We start from the raw sequence: 25,491 nt of genomic DNA on the forward strand, positions 1-25,491 counted from the left end.
CCAAAGGGCGGCATAAAGAAAATGTAAGGAGGCGTTTTCCGCATGGCCTCGAAAACCAACGTCAACATGGTTGTCGCCGGACTGCTGGCGGCGATGTTTATTGGCGCTTTGGATGCGACCGTCGTCGCCACCGCTACCCCGCATATGATCAAGGATTTGCACGGCGAGACGCTGTTTAGTTGGGTGTTTGCGATTTATACGTTGACCACCTGCGTGGCGACGCCCATTTTCGGCAAGCTCGCCGATTTGTTCGGGCGCAAACCCGTGTTCGCCGCCGGCATCGGTTTATTCGTGCTCGGTTCCATCTTGTGCGGAGCCGCGCAATCGATGACGGGGCTCATTGGGTTCCGGGCTTTGCAAGGATTTGGCGCCGGGGCGCTTGCGCCCGTGTGCTTTACCGTCATCGGCGATTTGTTCTCGGGCAAGCAGCGCGGCAAAATGATGGGTGTCTTTTCGTCCGTTTGGTCCGTGGCTGGCCTTCTCGGCCCGCTAATCGGAGGTTACTTCGTCGATCAAGTTTCCTGGCGATGGATTTTCTACATCAATGTGCCGATCGGCATCATCGCCCTGCTGCTGGTCGTCGTATTTTTGCACCAGCCGATCGAACGTCAGGCGAAAAAAATCGATTACCTCGGCGCGATTATGTTTACCATTGCCTTCTCCGCGCTGTTGTATGCGCTACTGAGCGGCGGGTCCCGGCATACCTGGGATTCCCCGGTGATCGTGGGGCTGTTCGCGGCATCGGCCGTATGTTTTATGTTGTTCCTCTGGATTGAAAAACGGGCGGAGGAACCGATGATCCCGTTATCGATTTTCCGGATCCGCGTATTGAACGTCACCAATGTCAGCGGTTTTCTGACGTTCAGCATTACGACGGGGTTGACGGTGTACTCGCCGATCTGGATTCAATCCGTGCTCGGCAATTCCGCGACAAGCTCGGGCCTGATCGCTATGCCGATGTCGCTGGCCTGGCCGCTCGCCTCCAACATCGCCGGCCGGCTCATGTACCGGGTCGGGGTGAAGGCATCGATCGTATTCGGCTCTTCGCTGGTCATGGCAGGCTCCATCTGGCTGATTGCGCTTCAGATGAACTCGCCCTACGTATTTTGGATCGGTATCCTCGTGCTAATCGGACTGGGAATGGGGTTCGTTGCGACGCCCTCCACCGTTGTCGTGCAATCGGTCGTCGGCTGGGAAAAACGCGGCGTCGCCAACGCTTCCAGCATGCTGGCCCGTGCGCTGGGCCAAACGGTCGGCATCGCGGTATTCGGCATGATTTACAACCAGTATGTAACCATAATCGGCTCCAAAACGGAGCTGACTGCCGGAATGCATGCCGTTTTTCTGCTCATGTTGGGGATCGCGATTGCGAACCTGCTCGCCGTATCATTCTTGCCGAAACACCGCCAAGTGATGGCGCAGCAGCATTCGGCGTAACGGCAGGGTAATAAAGCGAAATACCGGAACCGGCCGCAAACGGATGCGGCCTGGAAAAGCCGCGACCTGCGGCTTTTCTGTTTTTTCAGGCAGCCGTATGTTATACTGTTGTTTGCTTAAAAGCAGTAAACTTACAAGGGGGGGCCTTTCGTTTGTACGAATTGTTCATACTCGGCGAATTGATGAATAACCCGATGCACGGCTATTTGCTGCATCAGATTTTGAACGGGATCGTTGGTCCTACGCGAAAAGTCAGCTGGGGGGCGATTTATCCGCTGATCCACGGCATGCTTGCGGATGGGCTGATCGAACAGGTTCCCGATGAGCAACCGGAGGGTGCCAAACAAGGAAAAGGAAAAAAAATAAAGACTTATAAACTTACGGACGAAGGCAGAATACGTTTTTTTCGGTTGATGGAAGAACCGATTCCATATTCGCCGGATTACGAACTGCATTTTTATACGAAACTGAAAAATTTTGAACTGATCAGCAAGGAATTGCAGTTTTTAATTTTGCATCAATACAAAGATTACCTGCGTTATGAAATCCGCCACGAGGAAGAACGGTTGGAATATGCGAGCAAAGACGAACGGATTCCCGGCGGGGAGCAGAAATATATTCAGATCTTTTTCCGGCATCGGCTGGATAAGCTTCGATTTGATGAAACGTGGGTTATGCAGTTAATCGAGAGCCATCGCGTGGATGGACAAGGGCTTGAGCGGGAGTGAAATTGAAAGGCTTAAGGATAGCAGATCATTAATAGGGTGGGGGGCGCGAGCTAAAAAGGCTTGGCCCCTTTGTTTATTCCTCACGCAGCTTTTATTTTCTGGCTCTTCGGAAAATTTGGTTGAAAGTCATTCAATATAACATAGTGATCTAAAATCGGAATATATGATTTTCTGTCGATGACTTGTCAGTGATCTACTCGGAATGAACCGGGTGGCCTCACCCGTACGCTTAGGCTATAATCAGAAGAATTAAGGGTCCACGGTCTCCGTGGATGAATGCAATTGGACATTGTCCTTGGAGGTCGATTACCAACTATGAACGCTCCTTCTGTAGACCGAATCAAGATTGCGCCGGATTTCTGGACCAGCCTGGGGGGAATAGGGGTAGAACCCATTGCGGTAGCGCGCCAAGCACGTCTGCCGCTAACCGTCATCACCGAACCGTTCGTCACGACCGCACAATATTATTCCATCTGGCAAGCCTATTCCGAATTAGTCGGGAACATCGCTAAGGGAACGTTAAACTTGCGACCGCGTACGAGACCGCTCAGTATCCGCCGGCTGCTTTGGCGACCTTTCACGCCCGCGACTACCGGGATGCGCTGAACCGAATGGTGCGTTATAAGCAAATGTGCCCTCCGGAAACCTTGCGGATTCAGGAAGAAGGCGAGCAATGCTCGATTGAATTGGAGTGGCGGCATGCCGAACTCCCCGGACCGCAGGTGCTTGTCGGCATTACGCTCGCTCCGGAATGAAAAAGGAATTGACTGTTGTTAAAACAATGAGAGGAGGGTGGCATAATGGAGGAGAATGGAATTTTATTCGATGAAGTCTCGGAAGTGCTTCTCAAATTACGTCCTTTCTTACTGCGTGACGGTGGAGATGCTGAACTGGTTGAGGCTGAGAACGGTGTAGCCAAATTAAGATTTTTGGGAGCTTGCCACGGTTGTCCAAGTGCTACGATTACGTTAAAGGCCGCTATTGAGCGCGCAATTCTTGAGGAAATCGATGATATTAAAGAAGTTGTACAAGTATACTAGGCTGTTATATAAATCCGCATAGAAGGTATCTTCGGAAAGGAACTCTTTAAGGGTTCCTTTTTCAATAATCATACCATTTTTCATCATGAGGATGACATCCGCAGAATTTTATCGGGGAAAGCTGATGAGCAGCATTTCGTGGCCCAATCTGTTTTTTTGTAAACTATTTAAATTTGCAAATATACAAAATGCAGTGATGGGTGTAAAATGGCATTACTTGAGGCTACTGGACGAATGGTCTATTTGTAATACTGCTTGTGAATAAAAGTGCAAGTTAGCGGGAGAGGTCTCAAGTAAAGCGGGCATATCGCTATGCCAAATCTACATAGACATATAGGGGAGATGGGACAACCATGAAGTTTGGGGCAACAAGAAAAATGATGATGTTGTTGGCGCTGGTGCTTGTCGTCAGCATAGTGGGCGTGGCGTGCGGAAGCAAGACGAAGAATGCCAACACGGGCGGCGCGGGCAACGCCGCGGCGGCGACGGGGAATACGGGAGATACAACGGCGGAGTTGCCGGAGCTGTCGCTGGGCCTCCTGCCTTCGATTGATGCGATTCCGTTTATTATTGCCCATGAGCAGGGCTTTGATCAGAAGCGTGGGGTGAACCTGAACATTCAGACGTTCAAAAGCGCCAAAGACCGCGACGTAGCTTTTCAAGCAGGGAAAGTTGACGGGCTAAGCGCCGATTTGGTCGCCATTTCGATCTACAATGAAGCAGGGCTGAACGTAAAAATCACCAGCACGACCTTCGGGGAATTCGATCTGCTGACCGGCAATAACAAGATTCAGGATGTGAAAGATCTGAAGGGGAAAACCGTGATTCTATCCAAAAACACCTCCACGCAGTACACCGTTGCCATGATGCTGAAGCAGGCCGGTCTGACGGAGAAGGATATCCATATAACGGAGGTGCCGCAAATTCCCACCCGGCTGGAGCTGCTGAAAAATAACAAAGCGGACGCCGCGATTCTGCCGGAGCCGTTCGTCACGATGGGGAAAGCGTCAGGCTTACGCGTGCTTAGCTCCACGAACCAGGCCCAGGTGAACCCGTTTGTGCTGGCTTTCCCGCAAAGCGCGATTGTTGCTAAGCCGGAAGCGATCCGCGCCATGTACGCGGCCTATGACGATGCGGTAGCGTATATGCAATCCCATGACCAGAAGGATTACATCGACCTGGTGATCAAAGAGGTCGGCTACCCGGAAACCTTGAAGGACCAAATCGAGGTGCCGGCTTACATCCCGGCCAATCAGGTCGATGTCAAAGAGGTCGAGGCGGCGTTTGCCTGGGCCCGCGAGCAGGGCCTGCTGACCAAAAACATCACCCCCGAAGAAGTGATCTCCGATGTCCAGTTCAAGAAATAATAACGGACTGTGCGTAAAGGAGCTTGAGGTTGAATACAAGAGCGGGGAGCTGGCGCTTGGCAGAGTGGATTTCACCCTGCCGGAGCATGGGATTTATACCATTCTGGGGCCATCCGGGAGCGGGAAATCCACGCTGCTGCGCGCCGTGTCCGGCCTCCTGCCGGAATACCGGGGCGAGCTGCTGTTCAATGGACAGTCCCTGCGCGGACAGGACGTTCTGATCGGTCTGGTGCCGCAAAATTACGGCCTCCTGCCCTGGAAGACGGTGAAGGCCAACATCAGGGTAGCGATGAAGATCGCTAATCCTAAGGGGCAGGACAGGCAGGCCCAAGAGGCGCAGATTGACCGCTGGTTGTCTGCGATGGGCATTCAGGAGCTGGCGGAGCGTTATCCGCTGTCGCTGAGCGGGGGCCAGCAGCAGCGGGTGGCCATTGCGCGGGCGTTTGCGATTGTGCCGTCTATTTTATTGCTGGACGAGCCGTTCTCTGCGCTGGATGCCATGACGCGGGAAACGCTGCAGCAATTGTTCCTGGAGCATTGGCAGGCGAACCCGGCCACAGCGTTGTTCGTGACGCATGATGTGGATGAGGCCATTCTGCTGGGGCAGAAAATCATCGTGCTCCCGTCAAGCAAGAGCGAGGCGCCGGAGATGATTGACAATGAGGCGGTATTTGGGCTGGAGCATGGGGAGAAGCGGGCTAGTGATGCCTTTTTTACCCAGATCAAGAGAATCAGAAAGGTAATGCAGGAGAAATGGTGAATAAACGGCGGCTCAACTATATTTTTAGAATATTGCTTGTGTTCTTGGGAATGAATGCGGTCTGGTACGCGGCGTATTTGCTGGTGCATCATCCGATGCTGCCCAGTCCGCTGGGGGTCTATCAGGCGATGGGACAACTCGGCGGAAGGGATATTGTGCTGAATGTCGGCTATAGTCTGATGCGTATTTTTGCCGGAGTCCTGCTGGCGCTGGTCGTCGGCCTGATGATCGGGCTTCTGATGGGGCGTTCGGCGCTCTGGAACAAGCTGCTGGACCCAGTGGTGTATTTGACCTATCCGGTGCCCAAGATCGCCTTGCTCCCGGTGGCGATGCTGTTCTTCGGGCTTGGCGAGACTTCTAAGATTCTCATGATTATGCTGATCCTGCTTTTCCAGATTATCATTTCCGTACGGGACGGGGTAAAAGCCATTCCGGCGAGCACCTATGATGTCCTGACAAGCATTGGCGCAGGGGCAGGTCAGAAATTTTGGCATATTACCCTGCCCGGCGCGTTGTCCGTGATCCTCAGCACGATCCGCATCTCGCTTGGCACGGCCATTTCGGTCCTGTTCTTTACTGAAATCTACGGCACCGAACATGGAATGGGCTTCTTTATTATGGATGCCTGGCTGAGGCTGGATTATCCGCAAATGTACGCCGGTATCCTGCTGTTCAGTCTGGTGGGCTTCGTCCTGTTCCTGCTGGTGGACCTGCTGGACTACCGATTCATGAAGTGGCGGACGTAGGATGAGGCGCTGATAACCCGTTGTGTTTTGATATAAAAAGTCGTGAATAGCACCTCAACCTAAAACAGGCGGGGGTGCTATTTTTTTGTTGGTTCCTGTTACGGCCGGGATCATCTGCAAGGGAGCTATGTTTTACCGGGGGCTGGGACATCGCCTTTGTGGTAGACAAGAAATAATGATTGACACTAATAATAGTAATAATTACAATTAAGTCGTTAAATCGTAATTATTACTATTATGGAGGGGGCAACAGAATTTCTGCGTCTTTGACCATGCCGGCTCTACAAAAATTTATCCCATGGAGGAAGATATGAGAATATTGGAAAGAAAGTTCCTTGGAAGAAGGGCGTTGCCTGATTTCGCGTACTTATTGATTATGTTATTGCTTGTTACTGCTTGCTCTTCCGAACCAACCGGGCATGAAAATGCGTCTGCGCGCCCCAATGATTATACGGTCAAGGAGGAATTAGTGTTAGCTGTAGGAAAAGTGGATATCGGGATGTTCGACCCGAAGAAGGGCTGGGGAACGCACGCCCAGATTCGTCTGACTCACAGTTCATTGCTGACCATTGATTCCGAGTTGAACTTCATTGGAGATCTGGCCAAATCCTATTCCGTCAGCGCGGATGGACTAACGTGGACTTTTCCGCTCCGTGAAGACGTGAAATTCTCCAATGGCGAATCCGTAACGGCCGAGGATGTCAAGTTTACGTACGAAATGCTCAAGGAAGACGGCATCAAATTCGATTTGTCTTTCGTCAAGTCGATCGAAGCCGCGGACGGGAATACCATCGTCATTCATCTGAACGAGCCGCGATCCACCTTTGTCAGCCAACTTACCGAGATCGGGATTGTTCCCAAGGCTCACTATAACGACCGATATTCCGACAATCCGATCGGTTCGGGGCCCTATAAGGTCGTTCAATATAATGACGGTCAACAAATCATTATGGACTATAACCCGTATTGGTATGGGAAAGAGCCTCAGTTCAAAAAACTGACCTTTCTGCTGCTGGAGGAAGACGCGGCTCTGGCCGCGGCAAAAGCCGGGCAAGCGGACATTGTTTATGTCCCGCCAACCTTTGCGGAACAACAGGTTCCAGGGATGACGCTTCGCACATTCGAAAGCATCGATTCCCGGGGAATCATGCTGCCCACCGTGCCAAGCGGCGGCAAGGGAAAAACGAATGACAAAGAAGTGGAAGCCGGGAATGATGTAACTTCCGATCTGGCTATCCGCCAGGCGCTGAATATCGGGCTTGACCGCCAGAAATTGCTGGATGTAGCGCTGGGCGGATACGGTCAAAAAGCATACTGCCTGTGTGATAATATGCCCTGGTTTAACGAAGAGACGGTTGTAGAAGACGGCGATATTGAAGCGGCGAAGCAAATTTTGGGCCGCGGCGGCTGGGCGGATGCCGATCAGGATGGCATTGTGGAAAAAGACGGCCTGAAGGCGGAGTTTGACATGTTCTACAGTTCCGGCGACCAGCTTCGCACCGACCTTTCGCTGGCCGTTGCCGACCAGGCCAGGGAACTGGGCATCAAGATCAATCTGATCGGCGCCACCTGGGACGAAATTTACGTTAAAGGCAAAACCGCCGCAGTAGCATGGGGAGGCGGAAGGCATCATCCTCACCAGCTGTATACCATGAATTCCTCCAAGGTCATCGACACGGGCTACAACAATATGTCCAACTACCGCAATGCCAAAGTGGATGAGTACCTGGATCATGCGCTTACGGCAACCACGCAGGAGGAGGCCAATAAATACTGGAAGCTGGCGCAATGGGACGGACAGACAGGTTTCAGCGGAATCGGGGACGCCCCGATCGTTTGGCTGCTCCGTGTAGACCACTTGTATCTGGCCGATGAAAAGCTGGATCTCGGCAAACAGCCGGTTCACTCTCATGGTCATGAATGGGCGTTGTTCGGCAATATAACCGAATGGACATGGGGGAACTAGTCCGCTGCCGATGATCATCTGTAAAGAAGGGGGATTCGCTTGATCAGAAGTATATCTATTCGTTGCATTCGTGTAGTTACCCTGCTGATTGGATTATCCATTTTGACCTTCTCGCTTGTCCAACTTTCGCCGATCGATCCCGTGAATGCTTATATCGGCGGGGACAGCTCGGCATCACCGGAGCAAATCGAGAAGTTCAAAGCTTATTGGGGCGTCGACCAAAGTCCGGTGGAGAAGTATTTCTCCTGGGCGGGGGCGTTATTGCAAGGCAATTTCGGCACTTCTTTGCTGTATCGCAGCCCGGTTTTCGATATCATTCAAAGCCGCTTTTTAACATCGCTGGCGCTGATGGGAACGGCGTGGGTACTGTCCGGAGTCATCGGATATGCTCTGGGCAGCATTGCCGCCATGAACCGAGGGAAAATGATTGACAGAGCGATCAAATGGTACAGCTATACGCTGGTGTCAACGCCCATTTTCTGGATGGGTCTGATTCTGATGATCGTTTTTGCGGTTTGGCTTCATTGGTTTCCCGTTGGTCTGGCTGTGCCGGCGGGAGTTATGGAAAGCGAGGTGCGGTTCATCGATCGGCTGCATCACTTTGTTTTGCCGGCGGTAACCTTAAGCATTTTGGGCGTAGCCAATGTCGCCATGCACACGCGTGAGAAAATGATCGACATCCTGAATTCGGAATACGTCGTGTTTGCCAGGGCCAGGGGAGAGAGCGGGTGGCAAATCTTCAAAAACCACGGCTTCCGCAACTCCATTCTTCCGGCGATTTCGCTCCAGTTTGCCTATTTTGGCGAGCTGTTCGGAGGTTCTATGCTTGCCGAGCAGGTATTCTCCTATCCCGGGCTCGGCAGCACTTTAACGACGGCGGGTTTGAAGGGCGATCTTCCGCTGATGGTGGGGATCATTCTTATCAGTTCCTTGTTTGTTTTTGCCGGAAACCTGATTGCCGATGTACTGAACAATGTAATCGATCCCCGAACGAAGGAGGCGCGGTAATGCAGTCCGTACAAGCAGGATTTAATGCTCGCAAAAAAATGATCCGGATGCTCGCCGCCTCGATCGGTTTTCTGTTTGTGCTGCTCTTGCTCAGCTTCCTGCTGAGTAACGACAATCTTCGTTTGGGCGCAGGCGGTAAAAACCTGGCTCCAAGCTTCAATCATCTGTTTGGAACCGATTGGCTGGGAAGAGACATGTTCACGCGGACGATCAAAGGCTTGCGTCTGTCGCTGGCGCTCGGCGCGTTTACTTCCCTGCTCAGTGTGCTGATTGCCGTAGTCGTGGGGATTTGTGCGGCAACGTTCGGTAAAGGTGTGGATGCGGTCATTTCGTGGGTCATCGATTTGTTTATCGGCATGCCCCATCTTGTCTTTATGGTGCTAATTTGTTTTATAGCCGGCGGGGGCATGTATGGCATCGTATTGGGGATTTCGCTGACGCATTGGACGGCGCTGGCCAGAGTCGTCCGAGCGGAGGTGCTCCAAATCAAAAACGCCGAATATATTCAAATCTCCAAAAGCTTCGGAAAATCTTCTTGGTATATAGCCAGAAAGCATATGCTGCCGGCGATTTTTCCGCAAATGATGATCGGCTTTCTGCTCATGTTTCCTCACGTGATCCTGCATGAAGCGGCACTGACCTTTTTGGGCTTTGGCCTGTCTCCGCAAACGCCGGCTGTAGGCATTATTCTGTCGGAAGCGATGAACCATATATCAACCGGAAAATGGTGGTTGGTCGTGTTTCCCGGCTTGCTGCTGGTCACGGTCATCAAAAGCTTTGACAGTATCGGCGAACAGTTCCGCATTTTAACGGAACCGGTCAGTTCCCACGAATGAGCCGACGCTTCCGAAGCGAGTCTTGTACGAAGTTGATCAGGGAAGTAACGCTCACAAAACTTTTAGGAGGTTATCATGGGAGGCGCTCAGAAAAATGTTTTGTTGAAAGTGGAGGATTTGTCGATTGGATTTTCACAATATTTGAAGGGGGCACAAAAGCGAATTATTCGTCCCATAGCGAATATGCATGTGGAAATTGGCGAGGGGGAAATCGTGGCCGTTGTCGGAGCTAGCGGCTCCGGCAAAAGCTTGCTGGCTCACGCCGTGTTGGGGATATTGCCCGGGAATGCGATCTGCAGCGGAACAATCTTGTACAGAGGGGAAGCATTGACGGAAGAAAGAAAGAAGCGCCTGAGGGGGAGTGAAATTTCGTTCATCCCGCAATCCGTTAATTATCTCGATCCGCTGATGCGCGTAGGGCGGCAGGTTCAGATCGGGCTCGACCGGAAAACCGCAAAGAAAAAGCAGAAGGAATTGTTCGCGCAATACGGCCTGCAAGAAAGGGACGGGCGCCTTTTTCCGTTTGAATTGTCGGGTGGCATGCTGCGCAGAGTGCTGTTTGCTACAAGCGTTCGTGAGGGAGTCAAGCTGGTGATCGCCGATGAGCCCACACCGGGAATCCATCCGCAGGCTCTCTCCGAAATCTTGCGGCAATTGAAGCAATTCGCGATCGACGGGGCGGGTGTGATGCTGATTACCCATGATATCGTGTCGGCACTCGAAATTGCGGATCGGGTGGCGGTCTTGAGGGACGGAACGACGGTGGAAATTTCGGATGCGGCGGCATTTAACGGTAGCGGGGAACTTCTCCAGTCCGAATATACGCGCCGGCTTTGGAGGGCTTTACCGCAGAATGATTTCGATCTGGAATGGAAGGAAAGGGGAGTTGAGCGAGCTTGGCTTTAGTTGGAGAGAATCTGGGCTATTATTATCGGAAAGATAACTGGATACTGCAGGACATAAACATCACGATTGTACCGGGTGAAGTACTGGGATTGTCGGGCTACAGCGGATGCGGCAAAACCACGCTGGCCCGAATGCTCGCCGGTTATGTTCCGCCGCGCGCCGGCCGCGTAATGCTGGACGGGAAGCCGCTTGCGCGGCGCACTTTTTGCCCGGTGCAATTGATTTATCAGCATCCGGAAAAGGCGATCAATCCAAAGTGGAGGATGAAGGATGTTTTGAACGAATCCTATACCCCCTCCCCAGAAATTCTCGAGGCTTTTGAAATCCGTAAGGAGTGGCTGGACCGCTGGCCGCTTGAGCTGTCGGGAGGCGAGAAGCAGCGTTTTTGCATCGTTCGCGCGCTCCATCCTGATACCCGATATATTATTGCCGACGAGATGACCACCATGCTGGATGCCATTACACAAGCGCAAATTTGGCACGCGTTTTTGAACATTTGCCAAAGCCGGTCCATCGGCGTCGTTGTGGTCAGCCATGAGCAGAGCCTGCTTCATCGGCTGTGCGACCGCGTGTACAAAGTAGGGCTTGATTAAAATCAGGCAAATAATCTCGTTCATGTTCCCTCCAGTTTCTATTGAAGGATTCCCCCCATTTGATATAATTAAGAACAATGATGAGAATGGTTCTCATTTAGGCGGATTGTAGTAGAGAGTATGAGATAACTCGGTTGCCATGGCAACAGGAGGCGAAAAAAATGCAAAATGATTTGAGCATCAGTCAGGAGAGGGGAAGGGCGGGTTTGTTTTGAACATTCAAGTGATCACTCATAATTTGGACTCTTTGTATGAGTACCCGAACGTTCGGCGGTTGGATGAGGATCGGGTCAAAAATCAGCGATCGTATGCGCTGAAAGCTCCCTTCTGTTCCGTCAAAGCGACTCGCACAAACTTGCGCAGCGGGTTGGAGATTAGCAGCTACGAAGGCTTCTTGAGCAAACCGCTTTCCCTTCAATTCCAAACGATGTACCCTCATTTGGAAATTTCTTATACGATGTCAGGTTGCGGAAACTGGTCAGGGGACGGTTCGGCCGGATTCGAATTGGCTCCCGGCGTCTCAACGCTCGCGTACATGTCGGATCATCGGTTGAATGCGGAGTTGAGCCCGGTCGAGCCATTGTCCCATATGGAGATTCGTATCGATTTGCACCGTTTCGAAGCGTTGAAGTCGGAGCTTTCGCGCAGATCGCCCGGCGGATTTTTCAGCCGCCAACTGCCCGGCCATCCGCAAATCGTGAAGCTGTTCGAGCAGATTAGGGATTGTTCGTACGCGGGCCCGCTGCGCCATCTCTATCTTGAAGGTAAATGTTATGAACTGATTGCCACCTATCTCGATCAAGCGGAAATGAACGTTTCTTCAGGACGTTCGAGTTCCAAATTGAGTGCGGAAGATATCCGCTGCTTGCACTTTGCCCGCGGGATGCTCGCCCATAGCTGGAGAACGCCACCCAGCTTGCTGGAGCTGGCGCGGTCGGCAGGCCTCAACGATTACAAACTGAAGGCGGGATTCAAAGAGTTGTTCGGCACGACGGTGTTCGGTTATATCCGGCACTTAAGGCTGAACGAGGCCCGCCGTTTATTGGAAGGGGGGGAAGCTACGGTCAGCCAAGCGGCTTTTCGCGTTGGATACCTGAATCTGAGCCACTTTGCGGCTGCCTACCGTAGGACGTTCGGCCACAATCCAAGCGAATGTCTGAGGGGGAACGGAAAGACGGCGGCGAATAAATAAATCCGCCGACCGTTAAAGATAATCCGTCCGGGAGCGGCGGAGTCGAAGCCCGTTTCCGTACAATGAAGGTATAACGGCGACAGTAGGGCGCTTTCCGCTACATGAATGAGTATATTCGCATTCATGTAGCGGAAAACGGGGCCTTTATCGGCTCCGAAGCGTCGCCTGCCAGCCGGAATACCGGAGGTGTGAACAGATGGGGAATATTCGATTTGGCATGTTTTTTAGCGTATTCGTCGCTATGGTCGGGCTGATGATCATCGCGCCGGTGATGCCCTCGCTCGTGCGGGAGTTGGGGTTGAACGAAGTTCATTCCGGGATCATCATCTCGCTGGGCTCCGTCGCCATGGCCGTCATGTCGCCGTTATGGGGCAGATGGAGCGATAAATTCGGCAGAAGACCGGTCATTCTCGCCGGTTTCGCCGGGATGTTCATTAGCTATGTGTGCTTCACCGCCGTCATGTATGCGGGACTCCGCGATCTGTTGAACGGCGGTCTTCTTCTTGTTTTACTGATTGCGGCAAGAACGCTGATTGGCGCATTCATTCCGGCCGTACCTTCTTCCGCCCAAGCGTATATGGCGGATGTCACGGACGAACAAGGCAGATCGGCGGGGATGGCGCTGATCGGAGCGGCTAATGGGCTTGGGTTGGTGCTCGGACCTGCCATCGCAGGCGCCTTTGCGCTGCTTGGCTTGATCTGGCCGCTTTATGTCGGCGCGCTTCTGCCCGTCGTCGCATTTGCAACCGTAGTGTTCGTCGTGCCAAAGCGCAAGGCGGTTGTTCGTGCCCGTCCCCCTCGTATCAATCCGTTGCAACGAGGCCTCCGGATTTATCTGCTGTCCGGGATGGCCGTTATGGCGTGCATCGTATCTTTGCAGGTCGTCGGCGGATTTTATTTTCAAGATCAGCTGTCGCTCACAACGAAAGAAGCGGCCCGCCTCGTTTCCTTCGGGCTGATGATCTGCGGCTTTTCGATGATCGCAACGCAAGGGTTGCTGATGAAGCGTTCGAAGCTCGAACCCCGGCGGCAGATTTTGTGGGGGGCGCTGCTGCTTATGCTCAGCTTTATCGGTATGCTGTTTTTTGCGAAGTTGTCCGTGTTTTATGCGGCTTACCTTCTGTTTGGGATCGGTGCGGGACTTATCATGCCGGGTTTTATGACGGGGGCTTCGCTTGCCGTATCGCCGGAGCAACAAGGCGGCATCGCCGGACTCGTCGGCATGGTTCAAGGAATTGCCGCTGTTGCGGCCCCTTTGTTGAGTACCGGATTATACCGTATCGACAAGCATCTTCCGTACGGTTTTGCCGCTGCTTTAATGGTTCTCTTGTCCGGGGCGCTCCTAGTCATGGCTATCCGTGACCGGGGGCTTTCGCAGGAAGCTTCAAAGTACTCCTAAGCCTCGGCGAGGCGAAGCAGGAGTTAGGCGGACGTGCGTTATTGGCGCATGCGGTCAGCCGAACCCGCCGGCCCGCCATTCCGCCAATAATGCGGGTTCATCCAGTTCGTATCCGATGATGACCAGATAGTAAGGGCCTTGATATTCCGTGCGTTCGTGGTGGGTACGCTTGCCCGCAAACTGAATCAGCGAGGCGCTCTGCGAACCCTCAAGGCAAACATAACCTTTGGCACGCAAAATATGCTTTCCCTTGGCTTTTAACCATTTTTCCAGCTTTTTCAGGGAAATGGGCGTTTGTCCGTTTATAGGAATGAAGACGCTTTGAATGCGGGAAAAAGAAGCGTTCCCCTGTCCGGCTGACGAAGCGGAATCGCCGCCATGTTGATGGGGATGCCGGACTGGCGCGATTTTAAGGCGGCCGGAGGTCTTGGCTTGACGATTTAATGGTTCAAGTCCTTCCATCACGGCCTCGGGACTAAATTTCCCGAGCGTGGTGTTGAAGACGGCGGCTTGCTCGTTATGTTTTTGAATCAAACGGGTCACTTTGGATAAATGCGAGTCGGAGACGAGGTCCTGCTTATTGACAAGAATCACGTCCGCCACTTCCAGTTGGCGGCGGAGCGTATGGACGAGCTGCTTATCGGAGGCGAAGATGCTGTTATACTCCAGCGCGTTTTCGGCGTCGATCACGGTGATGATCTTATGCAGGATCACCTCGTTCAGCAGCTCGGGTTCGGCCATGGCGTCGACGACCTCCTCGGGATTGGCGACGCCGGTAAGCTCGACGAGAATCACGTCGGGGGCCAAAGCGAGCAAGCCTTTAAGGGAACCGGCGATTTCGCTTTTTTTGCTGCAGCAGATGCAACCGTCAAACAGCTTTTCCAGCGGAAGTCCCTGGACGGCTTCGGACAAGATTCGGCCGTCCACGTCGGCTTTGCCCAATTCGTTCATCAAAATCGCCGGCCCCAGGTTCCGGCCGTGCAGCGTTTTGATCAGCTCAAGCAGCAGCGTGGTTTTGCCGCTGCCCAAAAAACCGCTGATAATGATTACGGGGGTTTTCATTGACGTCCCTCCTGATTCGGCTTCCTATTTTTATTCAACACTGGCGTTCAAAAAATCAAAGTTGGGATAGATGTACGGGTTGTCTGGCCTTTCGATCAGGTTTGATTCCGTCGCATCGATTTTGATAATGGCGTTTCCGTTATACTCGGTTTGGCCGATGGTGCCTTTCAGCTTGACCCAGGTGTCGTCCTTGAGCTCCGAGGCGCCGTTGAATTCGGCCAGCACCCCGTAAGGCGTCGCGTCCGCCGTGCAGCATTGGACGGCAATTCTCCCGATTACCAGTTGATTGTCCGCCAGACCTGGTTCGCGGTAGACAAAACCGGCGATTTCGATTTCCTTGCCGATGAACTGCTCCTTGAACACTACGACCGAAGACAGGATCTCCATATAGATTTCCGGTTTGACGTTGATCACCGGCAGCACGTAAATTCGTTTGGCCAGCTCGGCCAGTTCCCGTTCAAACTCGTCTTCCGCTTGAAACAGCCCGTCCAAAGAGTCGGACGATTCGGCTGGTCCGGCGGCGTTTGCAGTTCCCTCCTCCTCGGCGAGTGTGGAGGCAGGGGAGCCATCCGACGAATGGCCCGAGGAACCAGCCGGTGCGTCGGAAGAATCGGAGGACGTTGCTTTTGGCGGCGAGTAGCCCGACGCAGCATAAGGGGAGGCGGCTGCCCCCAAGATCATCCCTTTTTTGTTCGCAAAGGAGCCTCCAAGCACGGTATCGGGGAGCAAAAAGCCAAGCAACAACGGCAAGGCGAGCACACCGTAAAGGACACTTGCCTTGGTCCGGGACCTGGCCGGCGGATTGCCGCAGCAATCGCATTCGATAACGGAGCCCTTATAGCTTCTGTAGGCAATAAAGCCCTGAATGACGGCTAGCGCGTAAACGGCCAGGGCCGATGCTTTGACCAATGGCATGATGCGTACGCCGATATACAGCTGCAGGCTGTCCGTTTCGACCAAAAAAGCGATATACACGGAAAGGCCCAGTAATAAAACGGTCCTGACGATATGATGAAATAACGTGATCGACTTCCGATCCTTCATGATACTCCCCTTTCGTGAGCTATCTGAGCAACCATTGATCCAGCCCGATGCTGAAAACGAGCACCGTTGCCGGGATGGCCACGGCTAATGTCACCACAAATTTCGTTTTAAATGCCGATAACAGCATCAGCGTTCCTTTCAAGTCAAGCATCGGCCCCAGCACCAGAAAGGTGATCAGAGACCCTGCGGAAAAGGTGCCTACGAAAGAAGAAGCGACAAAGGCGTCCGAAGTCGAGCATATCGATAGAAGATAAGCGAAACCGGACATCAGCAGATGGGATGAGACGGGACCTTGTCCGTACGCCGCCAGCTGCCCCGTATTGACAAACGTATGAATTATTGCCGTTATCAAAGCCCCTATGGCAAGATACTTGCTCATTTCAAAAAACTCATTCAACGTATGTATAAAAAAAGCGGTGAATTTGCCCGTCCAGGTATCGTGTTTGATGCTTTCCGGGCCTTCATCGTACAAGGCTTCGAGATTCAAGCGGAGCGGATTGTAGCGGACAAACCGGTATACGATCAGCCCGACGACGAAAGAAACAATGATGGCGAGCCCGATTCTGGAATAAAGCACTTCCGGGCGATTGCGAAAAGCGGTATAGGTCGCGAAAAGAACGACCGGATTCAGAATCGGTCCGCTCAAGATAAAAACCGTTGCGATATAGACCGGCATTCCCTTGGCGACAAGCCGGCGCACGACCGGAACCATGCCGCATTCGCAAATGGGAAAGAGCATGCCGCCAAGACTTGCGAACAGCATGCCCAGCAAGGGATTCCGGGGGATGATGCGCGCCAAGCGTCGCTCCGAAACGAACCATTGCAGCATTGACGAGGAAATGACCCCCAGCAAAATAAACGGAAGTGCTTCCAGAAAAATGCTGATAAACATCGTTTTAAAGGTAAGAAGGTCTGCTGGAAACCTTGACTGAAGCCATGCCAATGATAAAAGCCCCTTTAATAACTAAATAATATGCATTGCTTCTATCATTTTAATCGTAATGTCTACAAATAACAAGGAGATGAGTTCACCTGCTCCCCATATATTTCCCTTATTGAACGAACGTTTCGATTCGCGATTTGATGGCATCCCGCACGTTGCGGAACTGCGTCATAATCTCTTCTTCGGTGCCGGTGGCTTTCGCCGGATCATCAAAACCCCAATGCCATTTGATAACGTTAGGATTCATGATCACCGGGCAATGCTCATGTGATGAACAATACGGGAACGGTAAGGACAATACCCGTTTTAAAATAGGCTCCCCACGAGATTTTTTACCCCCTTGCCGGACAGAACGTGCAACCATAGCAGGGTAGCCAAAGATCCGATCGGCGCAATTTTAGGTCCCAAGTCAGAGCCGATCACATTGGCATAAATGAACGCCTCCCGCAGAATGCCTGGCGGATTCGTGCCGTCGATGGCCAAGGCGTTGATCATGACCGTCGGCATGTTGTTCATCATAGAGGAGAGAACTGCCGCAACAAACCAGGAACCGACGGTCGCAAGGAACCAGTCCTTGATCGCCTATCCACTTAAATACATGCCCAAGTCCATCTGTCAGGCCCACATTTCGGAGCCCATACACAACGACGTACATGCCGATGGAAAAGACGACGACAGCCCATGGCGCTCCTTTGACGATCTTCCAGGTATGAATTTCCCGGCTTTGTCTCGCCAGAATCTGAAAGACGATCGCGGCTGCACCGGCGATGATGGATACCGGAATCCCGATCCATTCGCTCGTCAGGTAGGCGATCAGGAGAGCCGCCAAGATCATCCATGAGATCTTGAATAGGCGCCGATCCTTGATTTGGCGAGGACGATTGGCGTTAAGATAAGTGCGGCCCCGTCGTTGGCGAAGCAAAAGGCAACCGCAGCTCCCAACAGGACGACGTAGACGAACATCAGGTTGCCGTTACCTCGGGAGAAACGGACCATATGCAGCGCGGTCCATTCAAAGAACCCGATCTCATCCAGGATCAGAGAGATCAAAATCACCGCTGCAAACGCAAGCGTTGCATTCCATACGATTTAAATGGACTTGTCATATAAAATTCATTAAGATATTATATAAATCGTAACAATTACGAAAAGGGAGTACTTACAATGAAATTTGATAAAAGCATTCGGCATTACCCTGAACACTTTCTAAAGTTTGTCATCTTATTGATCTGTATCAGTTTGATCAGCGCTTGCACCCAGTCCGATCAGAGCAATAAAGCAAAGAAGCACATTCATTTTCTATATAATTTCTCAACGAATTCTTTAGATCCCCATGTGGATTCAAGTTATGTCCCGCTAAGGGCAGGGATAACGGAGACGCTGGTACGTCTGGATGAAGACAATCTGTCCATTGCACCTTGGCTGGCAGAAAGCTGGGAAGGTACGGATGGTCAGCATTGGACGATTAAAGTTCGGGAAAACGTCACGTTTCATAACGGTAAGAAAATGGATGCGGAAGCGGTGAAAGCTTCTCTTGAACGCGCATTGAAGGAGAGTGTGGCGATTCAAAATGCGCTCAAGATCGAAAAGATCGAAACGGTAGACGATTATACGCTGAAAATAAAAACCAAGACGCCCTTTCCCGAGTTCGTATCCGAGCTGGTGAATCCGAATGTCTCCATTATTGATGCAGCGGCAGAAGACATTGTCAACCATCCTGTAGGAACCGGCCCTTTCGTATTAAAGTCGTTCTCGCCGGGGAGCAAGCTTGAACTCGAGCGCTATGATGATTATTGGGATGGAGCCTCCAATCTGGATTCCGTAACGTTTGCTTTTAATGAGGATGCGAATGCTCGCACGCTCGCCTTGAAATCCGGGCAAGTGGATATCGTTTATCGTCCGGAGGTGGAAAGTCTGGAATCTTTGCAGGATCAGAATGGAATTAAGGTTGAATCCACCGCAACCTTTCGTGTACACCAAATCACCATGAATATGCAGCGTAAAAGCTTGCAGGACGTCAATGTGCGCCGGGCGGTTGATGCGCTCATCAATCGGCAGAAGATCGTCGATACCATTTTGTTGGGCTACGCTGAACCTGCGGTCGGGCCATTTTTACCGTCGCTGCCGTTCGCGCCAACGTATGAACAGAATGATACCGGAGCCGACGTGGCGATTGAATACTTGAAAAAGGCAGGATTCTCCCTTATAGACGGAAAAATGCAAAAAGACGGCGAACCGCTCAAATTTATCCTGCTAACATATAGCGCAAGAGCCGATCTGCCGTTAATCGCACAAGTTTTTCAATCGGACGCCAAACAGATCGGAATCGAAGTTGACATTCGCCAGATTGATGTCCCTGAGGAATACATGGCGTCCAACCGCGATTGGGATCTTGCGACGTATAGCAATCTAACCGCCCCGCGCGGGGATGCAGGCTATTATTTGAATGCGACGTATCACCCTACGGGCGCCCTCAACTTTAGCGGCGCTCAGGAACCCGAACTGACGGCCATGATCGACAGGCTCAATCAAACGGTCAGTCAGGAGGAACGCGCGTTGCTAGCCGAGCAAATCGCCGATTATGTCCACGAAAACCGGATTAATTCGTTTGTTCTGCATCCTTCGACCATTGTGGCCTATAACGAAAACAAAGTAAAAAATTGGGTGACAACCCGAAGCGAATATTACATGATCACAAACCGGTTGGATGTGAATTAAGTGATTCAAATTTTGGTTCGTAAGTTTCTGGAAGTCCTGCTGTTTTTGTTATTCATTACGTTTGTCAGCTTTTTGTTTATTCGGCTTGCGCCTGGCGACCCGGTTTTAACCATTTTGAATGTGGATGAATTATCCGTTAGTCAAGCGCAAGTAGAGACCCTGAGAGAGGAAATGGGATTCAACGAGCCATTGCTTGTCCAATATGGACGTTGGCTGCTTAAATTCATTCAGCTTGATTTCGGTAACTCTTATATGACCGGCCAGCCCGTCATGGATGTTATTTTCATGGGGCTGCCCGCCACCCTGGAACTGGCGGTTGGCGCGCTCATCGTCATGTTGATGGTGTCGGTTCCGCTTGGTTCGCTATCCGCTCTTTACCGGAACAGCTGGATCGATCATGTGGGCAGAATCCTCTCCATTCTTGGAGCGGCCGTCCCCAGTTTTTGGCTTGGCCTGCTGTTCATTGATTTATTCGGTGTGCGGTTAAACTGGCTTCCCACCATGGGGAGAGACGGCCTGCTCACATGGGTCCTGCCGTCTCTGACGCTGGGCCTGGCGATCTCCAGTGTATATGTTCGCTTGCTTCGTTCCAGCTTGCTTGATTCGCTCAGCCAGGAATTTATCCGAGCGGCGAGGGCGCGCGGGTTATCCGAGCGGAGAATATTTCTCGTCCATGCGTTTCGTCACAGCCTTCCCCCCGTCATTACCTTTTTCGGAGTCAGCTTGGGAAGCTTGATTGGCGGCGTGCTGGTCATTGAAGTATTGTTTGCGTATCCGGGGATCGGCAAACTTGTCGTGGATGCCATACGCGGGCGCGATTATCCGCTCATTCAGGGATACATTCTGATGATGGCGGTGATTGTTTTTATTGTGAATACGTGCGTGGATTTATCTTACCGGTATTTAAACCCCGAGATGAGACTAAAGGAAAGGGCGATGGGCGGATGAAAGGATCGTCTTTACCATGGCCAAAAGCAAAAAAGCGCGGATGGCTGGGGGTGATCGCATGGATGTGCGTACTCCTGACAGGGGTCGTCGTCATTTATGCCTTTTTTGTTTTGCGTCATGATCCAACATTAACGAATCTGGACAATCGCCTTCAGGGAATAAGCCTGCAGCATCCGCTGGGGACCGATCAGCTTGGTCGGGATGTGCTGACCAGGCTCTTGTTAGGGGGGCAGCAAACGATTGGTTACAGCTTGCTGGCCTTGATCGTTTCCCTCGTCATCGGGATCCCGTTCGGTCTGATCTCAGGATTTAGACGCGGGCTGGTGGATCGGATTTTTATGCGCATAGCCGATGGATTTTTGGCCTTTCCGGATACGATTGTGGCTATTGTCCTAAGCGGTTTGCTTGGAGCGGGGATCGGCAACCTGGTGTTGGCGATTGTCATCGTAAAGTGGGTCAGTTATGCCCGTCTTGTTCGCAGCACCGTATTAGCGGAGTCCCAAAAAGACTATGTGCTCATTGCCCGAACAAACGGGCTGTCTTCCGGCAAGATCATGCGCAAGCATTTATTTCCTCATATTGCAGGGCATGTTCTCGTACTCGCCAGTCTCGATCTTGGAAAAGTGATTTTGCTCATTTCGGCCTTTTCTTACATTGGCCTTGGAGTGCAGCCGCCGACACCTGAATGGGGGGCCATGCTGAACGATGCCCGGCCTTATTTTCAGTCCAAACCCGAATTCATGATCTATCCCGGTTTGGCGATCGTGATTGCCGTGCTGCTGACGAATATGCTGGGGGATTATTTGCGCGATCGTTTTGATGTCAAGAAGGAGGTGCAATCGTGATGTTGTCGATCAGACAGGTATCGATTCGCAGCGGAGACAAGAAACTTGTCGACAACGTGTCGCTCTCTATTCGCGAGGGAGATTGGCATGCCCTGGTCGGACAAAGCGGGAGCGGGAAAACGTTGCTCTCTCAAGCCATTGGCCGCATGCTTCCCCCTAATTTGCAGGCAGAGGGGAGCATTTTTTATAAGGAACGGGATTTATTTGCTTTATCGCCTGGACAGTTGAGAACGATTCGCGGCTCAAAACTGTCGTATGTGTTTCAGGATTATCAGGGTTCTTTTACCCCCTTTAGAACGATTGGCCAACACTTTGAAGAATACCAGAAAGCTCACGGCAACTCCGATTCCCGAGCCCGGCAACGAAGCGCATTGGACGCGCTTGATTCCGTCGGGTTGGATGAGTCCGTGTACAAGCGATATCCGTTTCAGTTAAGCGGGGGGCAGCTTCAGCGTGTCTCCATTGCAATGGCGCTGCTGCTGTCGCCGGATTTATTGATCGCCGATGAAATCACCACGGCATTGGATAGTGTCTCCGGGCACAAGATTTTGGAGTTGCTTGCAAAGAGACAGAAGGAAACCGGCTTTGCCATTCTGTTTATCACGCATGATTGGCGCCCCGTGAAACGTTATGCAAACCGCATCGCTGTCATGAAAGAAGGCCAAGTGGTTGAAGCAGGAGAGAAAGATCATGTGCTTGGCAACCCCCAGCATGCGTATACTAAACAATTAATCAACGCGGCCCCGACGATTGATCGCTTCCTTTCAACAAGTGTGCGGGAGGCGGAGATCGTATGAAGCTGCTTACGGTGAAAAACCTGACCAAATCCTATCAAGGGCAAAAAACGGCGATTCATCCGCTCTCCTTTGAACTGCATCAAGGCGAATGTCTTGGCCTTGTCGGTGAAAGCGGCTGCGGCAAAAGCACGCTCGCCCGCTGTTTGCTGCGCATCGAGGCGATCGACGGAGGTTCGATTTATTTCAAGGATGAAGCGATTGAACGCCTGAATGAGCGCCAATTGCACGCTTATCGGCAAAAGATGCAGATTGTGCTGCAAAATCCATTGGCCGCGTTGAACCCGAAGCTAAAAATAAAAGATTCTCTAATCGATCCATACGAACAGTATCGAAAACAGCTGAGTCTGCGGCATTTTTCCTATACCTCAAAGAAGGCCTTTGTGAAGCAGCTTCTTGAAGCCGCCCAACTGCCGGAGAGCCTGGCGGACCGTTATCCGCATGAATTAAGCGGCGGACAGCGCCAGCGGGTGACGATTGCCCGTGCGATCAGCATCGAACCGGAACTTCTTGTATTGGATGAACCTACCGCAAGTCTGGATGTGATCTCGCAAGGGGCGATTCTTGCTTTATTGGCGGAGCTTCGCGTATCTTTGAATCTTTCTTATTTATTCATTTCGCACGATTTGGCCGCTGTCGCGCAAATGAGCGGGCGTATTCTGGTGATGAAAGAAGGGCGGCTTGTCGATCAATTCCATCGCGATCATTTGTTGTCCGATGAACGGCACCCGTATACCCAAGAGCTCATTTCAATTTTTTAGCAACCAGAGGGAGAAAAGGATGAACACGAGAATGGCTGTTTCCGTGAACGAAGTGACAAAGGAGCAAGTTCAGGCTGCGATCGATTTTATGGTGGGCATACGCAGTGAAGTGTTTCCCATGCTCCAGAATGATCCATTACCAAAAGACATGGCGGATTTTGAACAGGTTTATTTGGGACCCGAGGATGCTTCATTTTTTGTAGCCTCCGCAGAAGATGGCCGAGTGGTCGGAACCATCGGCGTGTTGCGTTACGACGATCGCATTGAAGCGATCCGCGGTCGCTATAATCAAGAAAGCGTAGCGGAGATTGTCCGGTGTTTTGTCGGTCCGGCAGCCAGAAGGGCTGGGGTCGGCTCCCTTCTCTTTCGGAAGGCAGCGAACTTTGCCATGGATGCCGGGTACCCGATGTTGTATTTGCACACTCATCATTTCTTAAGCGGCGCGGTCGCATTTTGGCAGCGTCAGGGATTTTCGATCTTCCTGGACCAACGGGACGATTGGGAAACGATTCATATGGAAAGGAGCAAGTCGTGTTCAATTGAGTGAATTGCATTTAAGGCTGGGGATGGATTTGACAAAATCCTATTGTATCCAGCTTTATATGGCCATTGTACATACTGTGGATACAGAGCACATGCAAGATTAACTCATGGAAACATCTGTATTATTGGGCATGGAAACGGTCCAGCAGATGAAAGAATATATCGAAACAACCGTCAAAAAAAATCACGAATGAATACTATGATCGTTTCAAATCAAAGCAGTCTTCCGTGATTAGCCGAGTTATAGAAGTTCTAATAGAGAATCTGGGCAATCCTGATGATTTACAATAACCGAGCCGGTCAAATAAACAAAAAACAATACGATCCATTGTTCTTGACTTATGATTTGCTTATTCATTAAAGATTAGGCTGCCCCTTTCTAAGAAGCTATTTCTAAATACTTGACGATACTATGACCCAAATCTTTAAACAGCCATGCGGCAAGAAGCGGCAATCCAATTTCCCCAACATACTCAATACCAAGATAAATGGAGACAATGACGGTCACACCATATGCGATCTTGCCGTACAGGGAAGATTATAAAACGTCATTAACAAATAACTCGAAATCACAACCATCATTTTTTCAGTCACTTGTTCGTGCTTCTCCGCTAATTGTCCATGGAGAGCGGTTTAGGCGTTGCGGTTCCGCTATTTTTTATTTCAACTTTTATTTTAATGTCGGCTTGAGTATCAGCGAAACGCTCTTCCCAATTCCGCTTCCACCTTTTCTATAGGGCTGGATTTTTACGATAAATCCGGTCTCCTAATCCAATATCATCCGCAGCTTCTTTTAAATCGTTTACAAGCTTGGTAGTTTGCAAGGAGACATCGTGGTTGCCGAAAAAGCGAATTATATCTTCAGGAATAACGGAAATTGCAGGGCCTAGTTCATGGGGGATCAGGTCCTGAAGCGTTGATTTCATATAATTTAATGTTTTATGTTCAATTAACGAATCAAAATAAACGGAAAATACGGTGTGCCGGGGCTCCGGTCGGAAAATGCCACTGAAAAATGGATAAATCGCTGCAGTGTTCAAAACGCGATTCGAGCCACTTTAAATTGGATTCCAATACGGGTGAAATCGGCTGTATATCCGTATCCAATTCTGAACGGGTATCGGAAACGTTCGCTTGGTTTACACTGTACCACCGGAAGTAAGAATTATGCTAAAATTATCTCCAGCTCAATTTGGACTCATTCATGCTTTTTCGAAAGCGGGTTATTCGGGGTATAATGCTTGAAAGCACCGCTTTAGGTGCATTACAAGAGAGGTGACAACATATGGGAGAAAATAATCATCAATATTGGATGAAAACGGCGGTACGCGAAGCTTACGAAAATGTACGCCTTGCGCAGGGAGGTCCTTTTGGCGCGATTGTGGTTAAGGATGGGAAAATCATCGGGACGGGACGAAACCTTGTTACCTCGCTTAATGATCCTACAGCTCATGCCGAGGTGCAGGCCATTCGCGAAGCCTGCCGGCATTTGGGCGATTTTCAGCTTAAGGGTTGTACGATCTACACCAGCTGCGAGCCTTGTCCGATGTGTATTGGGGCGATATATTGGGCTCGTCCCGACGCCGTCTATTATGCCTGCACCAAGGAGGAGGCGGCCGGGATCGGATTTGACGATCAGTTCATTTATGAAGAAATCGCCAAACCGATGGATCAACGGTTTATTCCAATGGAGCAAATCAAAACAGCCGAAAGCCTGCTGCCGTTTAACGCTTGGAGAGCTTCCAGCAGCAAGATCGAATACTGATATGCAGGTAACCAAGAAATTAGAGTTGACTAATTAATTGCCGACGCTATAATAGAAAAAGTGGCCTGATTTCTGGGGGGCCTGAAATTT

The 25,491-nt window shown here is 51.2% G+C and carries 24 protein-coding genes and 3 pseudogenes; 21 read left to right on the plus strand and 6 right to left on the minus strand.

The window, feature by feature from the left end; all coding sequences use genetic code 11:
- The first annotated feature begins 42 nt into the window (after positions 1-42).
- The 14 genes and pseudogenes from DYE26_RS31175 (at position 43) to DYE26_RS31240 (ending at position 13,978) form a co-directional block, all read left to right on the plus strand.
- Positions 43-1,437, plus strand: coding sequence for an MDR family MFS transporter (locus DYE26_RS31175; protein ID WP_036620560.1), 1,395 nt, complete (start codon positions 43-45; stop codon positions 1,435-1,437).
- A gap of 152 nt (positions 1,438-1,589) precedes the next feature.
- Positions 1,590-2,165, plus strand: a complete 576-nt coding sequence (locus DYE26_RS31180; protein ID WP_036620563.1) for a PadR family transcriptional regulator — start codon at positions 1,590-1,592, stop codon at positions 2,163-2,165.
- A gap of 315 nt (positions 2,166-2,480) precedes the next feature.
- Positions 2,481-2,911 (plus strand): annotated as a pseudogene (locus DYE26_RS34455) (AraC family transcriptional regulator ligand-binding domain-containing protein); the annotation flags it as partial.
- A 54-nt stretch (positions 2,912-2,965) separates the two neighbouring features.
- The gene (locus DYE26_RS31190; protein WP_036620565.1) at positions 2,966-3,205 is read left to right on the plus strand and encodes a NifU family protein; all 240 of its coding nucleotides are present in this window, start codon (positions 2,966-2,968) and stop codon (positions 3,203-3,205) included.
- 353 nt (positions 3,206-3,558) lie between these two features.
- Positions 3,559-4,572: an ABC transporter substrate-binding protein gene (locus DYE26_RS31195; RefSeq protein WP_036620568.1), complete on the plus strand. Its 1,014-nt coding sequence runs from the start codon at positions 3,559-3,561 to the stop codon at positions 4,570-4,572.
- The gene (locus DYE26_RS31200; protein WP_036620570.1) at positions 4,553-5,332 is read left to right on the plus strand and encodes an ABC transporter ATP-binding protein; all 780 of its coding nucleotides are present in this window, start codon (positions 4,553-4,555) and stop codon (positions 5,330-5,332) included. Before DYE26_RS31195 ends, DYE26_RS31200 begins: the two co-directional genes overlap by 20 nt.
- Complete coding sequence (locus DYE26_RS31205) at positions 5,326-6,078, plus strand: ABC transporter permease (protein WP_036620572.1); 753 nt, start codon at positions 5,326-5,328, stop codon at positions 6,076-6,078. The genes DYE26_RS31200 and DYE26_RS31205 overlap by 7 nt, the downstream gene beginning before the upstream one ends.
- Before the next feature lie 469 nt (positions 6,079-6,547).
- Positions 6,548-8,044, plus strand: a complete 1,497-nt coding sequence (locus tag DYE26_RS31210; protein WP_218032591.1) for an ABC transporter substrate-binding protein — start codon at positions 6,548-6,550, stop codon at positions 8,042-8,044.
- Positions 8,045-8,083: 39 nt separating this feature from the next.
- Positions 8,084-9,052: an ABC transporter permease gene (locus tag DYE26_RS31215; protein ID WP_036620577.1), complete on the plus strand. Its 969-nt coding sequence runs from the start codon at positions 8,084-8,086 to the stop codon at positions 9,050-9,052.
- On the plus strand, positions 9,052-9,888 hold the full coding sequence (locus tag DYE26_RS31220) for an ABC transporter permease (protein WP_036620579.1): 837 nt from the start codon (positions 9,052-9,054) through the stop codon (positions 9,886-9,888). The genes DYE26_RS31215 and DYE26_RS31220 overlap by 1 nt, the downstream gene beginning before the upstream one ends.
- A 75-nt stretch (positions 9,889-9,963) precedes the next feature.
- A complete protein-coding gene (locus tag DYE26_RS31225) occupies positions 9,964-10,794 on the plus strand; it encodes an ATP-binding cassette domain-containing protein (protein ID WP_036620581.1) in 831 nt (276 codons plus the stop codon).
- The gene (locus DYE26_RS31230; RefSeq protein WP_036620584.1) at positions 10,785-11,387 is read left to right on the plus strand and encodes an ABC transporter ATP-binding protein; all 603 of its coding nucleotides are present in this window, start codon (positions 10,785-10,787) and stop codon (positions 11,385-11,387) included. Before DYE26_RS31225 ends, DYE26_RS31230 begins: the two co-directional genes overlap by 10 nt.
- A 211-nt stretch (positions 11,388-11,598) precedes the next feature.
- Positions 11,599-12,579, plus strand: a complete 981-nt coding sequence (locus DYE26_RS31235; RefSeq protein WP_036620585.1) for a helix-turn-helix transcriptional regulator — start codon at positions 11,599-11,601, stop codon at positions 12,577-12,579.
- A 196-nt stretch (positions 12,580-12,775) separates the two neighbouring features.
- The gene (locus DYE26_RS31240; protein ID WP_036620587.1) at positions 12,776-13,978 is read left to right on the plus strand and encodes an MFS transporter; all 1,203 of its coding nucleotides are present in this window, start codon (positions 12,776-12,778) and stop codon (positions 13,976-13,978) included.
- Between the two features lie 54 nt (positions 13,979-14,032).
- Here the strand turns inward: DYE26_RS31240 and DYE26_RS31245 are convergent, their stop codons facing one another.
- The 5 genes and pseudogenes from DYE26_RS31245 to DYE26_RS31265 form a co-directional block, all read right to left on the minus strand.
- Positions 14,033-15,040 (minus strand): CobW family GTP-binding protein, encoded by a 1,008-nt coding sequence (locus tag DYE26_RS31245; protein ID WP_036620589.1) that lies wholly within the window; start codon positions 15,038-15,040, stop codon positions 14,033-14,035.
- A 30-nt stretch (positions 15,041-15,070) separates the two neighbouring features.
- Positions 15,071-16,084 (minus strand): TIGR03943 family putative permease subunit, encoded by a 1,014-nt coding sequence (locus DYE26_RS31250; protein ID WP_036620591.1) that lies wholly within the window; start codon positions 16,082-16,084, stop codon positions 15,071-15,073.
- A gap of 19 nt (positions 16,085-16,103) precedes the next feature.
- Positions 16,104-17,027, minus strand: a complete 924-nt coding sequence (locus tag DYE26_RS31255) for a permease (RefSeq protein ID WP_036620593.1) — start codon at positions 17,025-17,027, stop codon at positions 16,104-16,106.
- Between the two features lie 109 nt (positions 17,028-17,136).
- Positions 17,137-17,292, minus strand: a pseudogene (locus tag DYE26_RS31260) (low molecular weight phosphatase family protein); the annotation flags it as partial.
- Positions 17,291-18,116, minus strand: a pseudogene (locus DYE26_RS31265) (ArsB/NhaD family transporter); the annotation flags it as partial. The pseudogenes DYE26_RS31265 and DYE26_RS31260, both read right to left, overlap by 2 nt.
- Before the next feature lie 75 nt (positions 18,117-18,191).
- Here DYE26_RS31265 and nikA point away from each other — a divergent pair.
- Genes nikA through DYE26_RS31295 form a run of 6 tightly spaced genes read left to right on the plus strand, consistent with a single transcriptional unit; the run spans position 18,192 to position 23,640 of the window.
- Positions 18,192-19,745, plus strand: a complete 1,554-nt coding sequence (gene nikA, locus DYE26_RS31270) for a nickel ABC transporter substrate-binding protein (protein WP_051985318.1) — start codon at positions 18,192-18,194, stop codon at positions 19,743-19,745.
- Positions 19,746-20,693, plus strand: a complete 948-nt coding sequence (nikB, locus tag DYE26_RS31275; protein ID WP_036620594.1) for a nickel ABC transporter permease — start codon at positions 19,746-19,748, stop codon at positions 20,691-20,693.
- Positions 20,690-21,538, plus strand: coding sequence for a nickel transporter permease (nikC, locus tag DYE26_RS31280; protein ID WP_036620596.1), 849 nt, complete (start codon positions 20,690-20,692; stop codon positions 21,536-21,538). The genes nikB and nikC overlap by 4 nt, the downstream gene beginning before the upstream one ends.
- The gene (locus DYE26_RS31285; protein WP_036620599.1) at positions 21,538-22,335 is read left to right on the plus strand and encodes an ABC transporter ATP-binding protein; all 798 of its coding nucleotides are present in this window, start codon (positions 21,538-21,540) and stop codon (positions 22,333-22,335) included. The genes nikC and DYE26_RS31285 overlap by 1 nt, the downstream gene beginning before the upstream one ends.
- Complete coding sequence (locus tag DYE26_RS31290) at positions 22,332-23,093, plus strand: ABC transporter ATP-binding protein (RefSeq protein ID WP_036620601.1); 762 nt, start codon at positions 22,332-22,334, stop codon at positions 23,091-23,093. Before DYE26_RS31285 ends, DYE26_RS31290 begins: the two co-directional genes overlap by 4 nt.
- A gap of 19 nt (positions 23,094-23,112) precedes the next feature.
- Positions 23,113-23,640: a GNAT family N-acetyltransferase gene (locus DYE26_RS31295; RefSeq protein ID WP_036620603.1), complete on the plus strand. Its 528-nt coding sequence runs from the start codon at positions 23,113-23,115 to the stop codon at positions 23,638-23,640.
- 727 nt (positions 23,641-24,367) lie between these two features.
- Here the strand turns inward: DYE26_RS31295 and DYE26_RS33230 are convergent.
- Entirely contained in the window at positions 24,368-24,676 is a 309-nt protein-coding gene (locus tag DYE26_RS33230) for a hypothetical protein (RefSeq protein ID WP_124332599.1), read from the minus strand.
- A gap of 245 nt (positions 24,677-24,921) precedes the next feature.
- Between DYE26_RS33230 and DYE26_RS31305 the strand changes: the two genes are divergently transcribed.
- Positions 24,922-25,401 (plus strand): nucleoside deaminase, encoded by a 480-nt coding sequence (locus DYE26_RS31305; RefSeq protein WP_036620605.1) that lies wholly within the window; start codon positions 24,922-24,924, stop codon positions 25,399-25,401.
- Positions 25,402-25,491 lie beyond the last annotated feature (90 nt).

Source organism: Paenibacillus macerans (assembly GCF_900454495.1).
GTDB lineage: Bacteria > Bacillota > Bacilli > Paenibacillales > Paenibacillaceae > Fontibacillus > Fontibacillus macerans.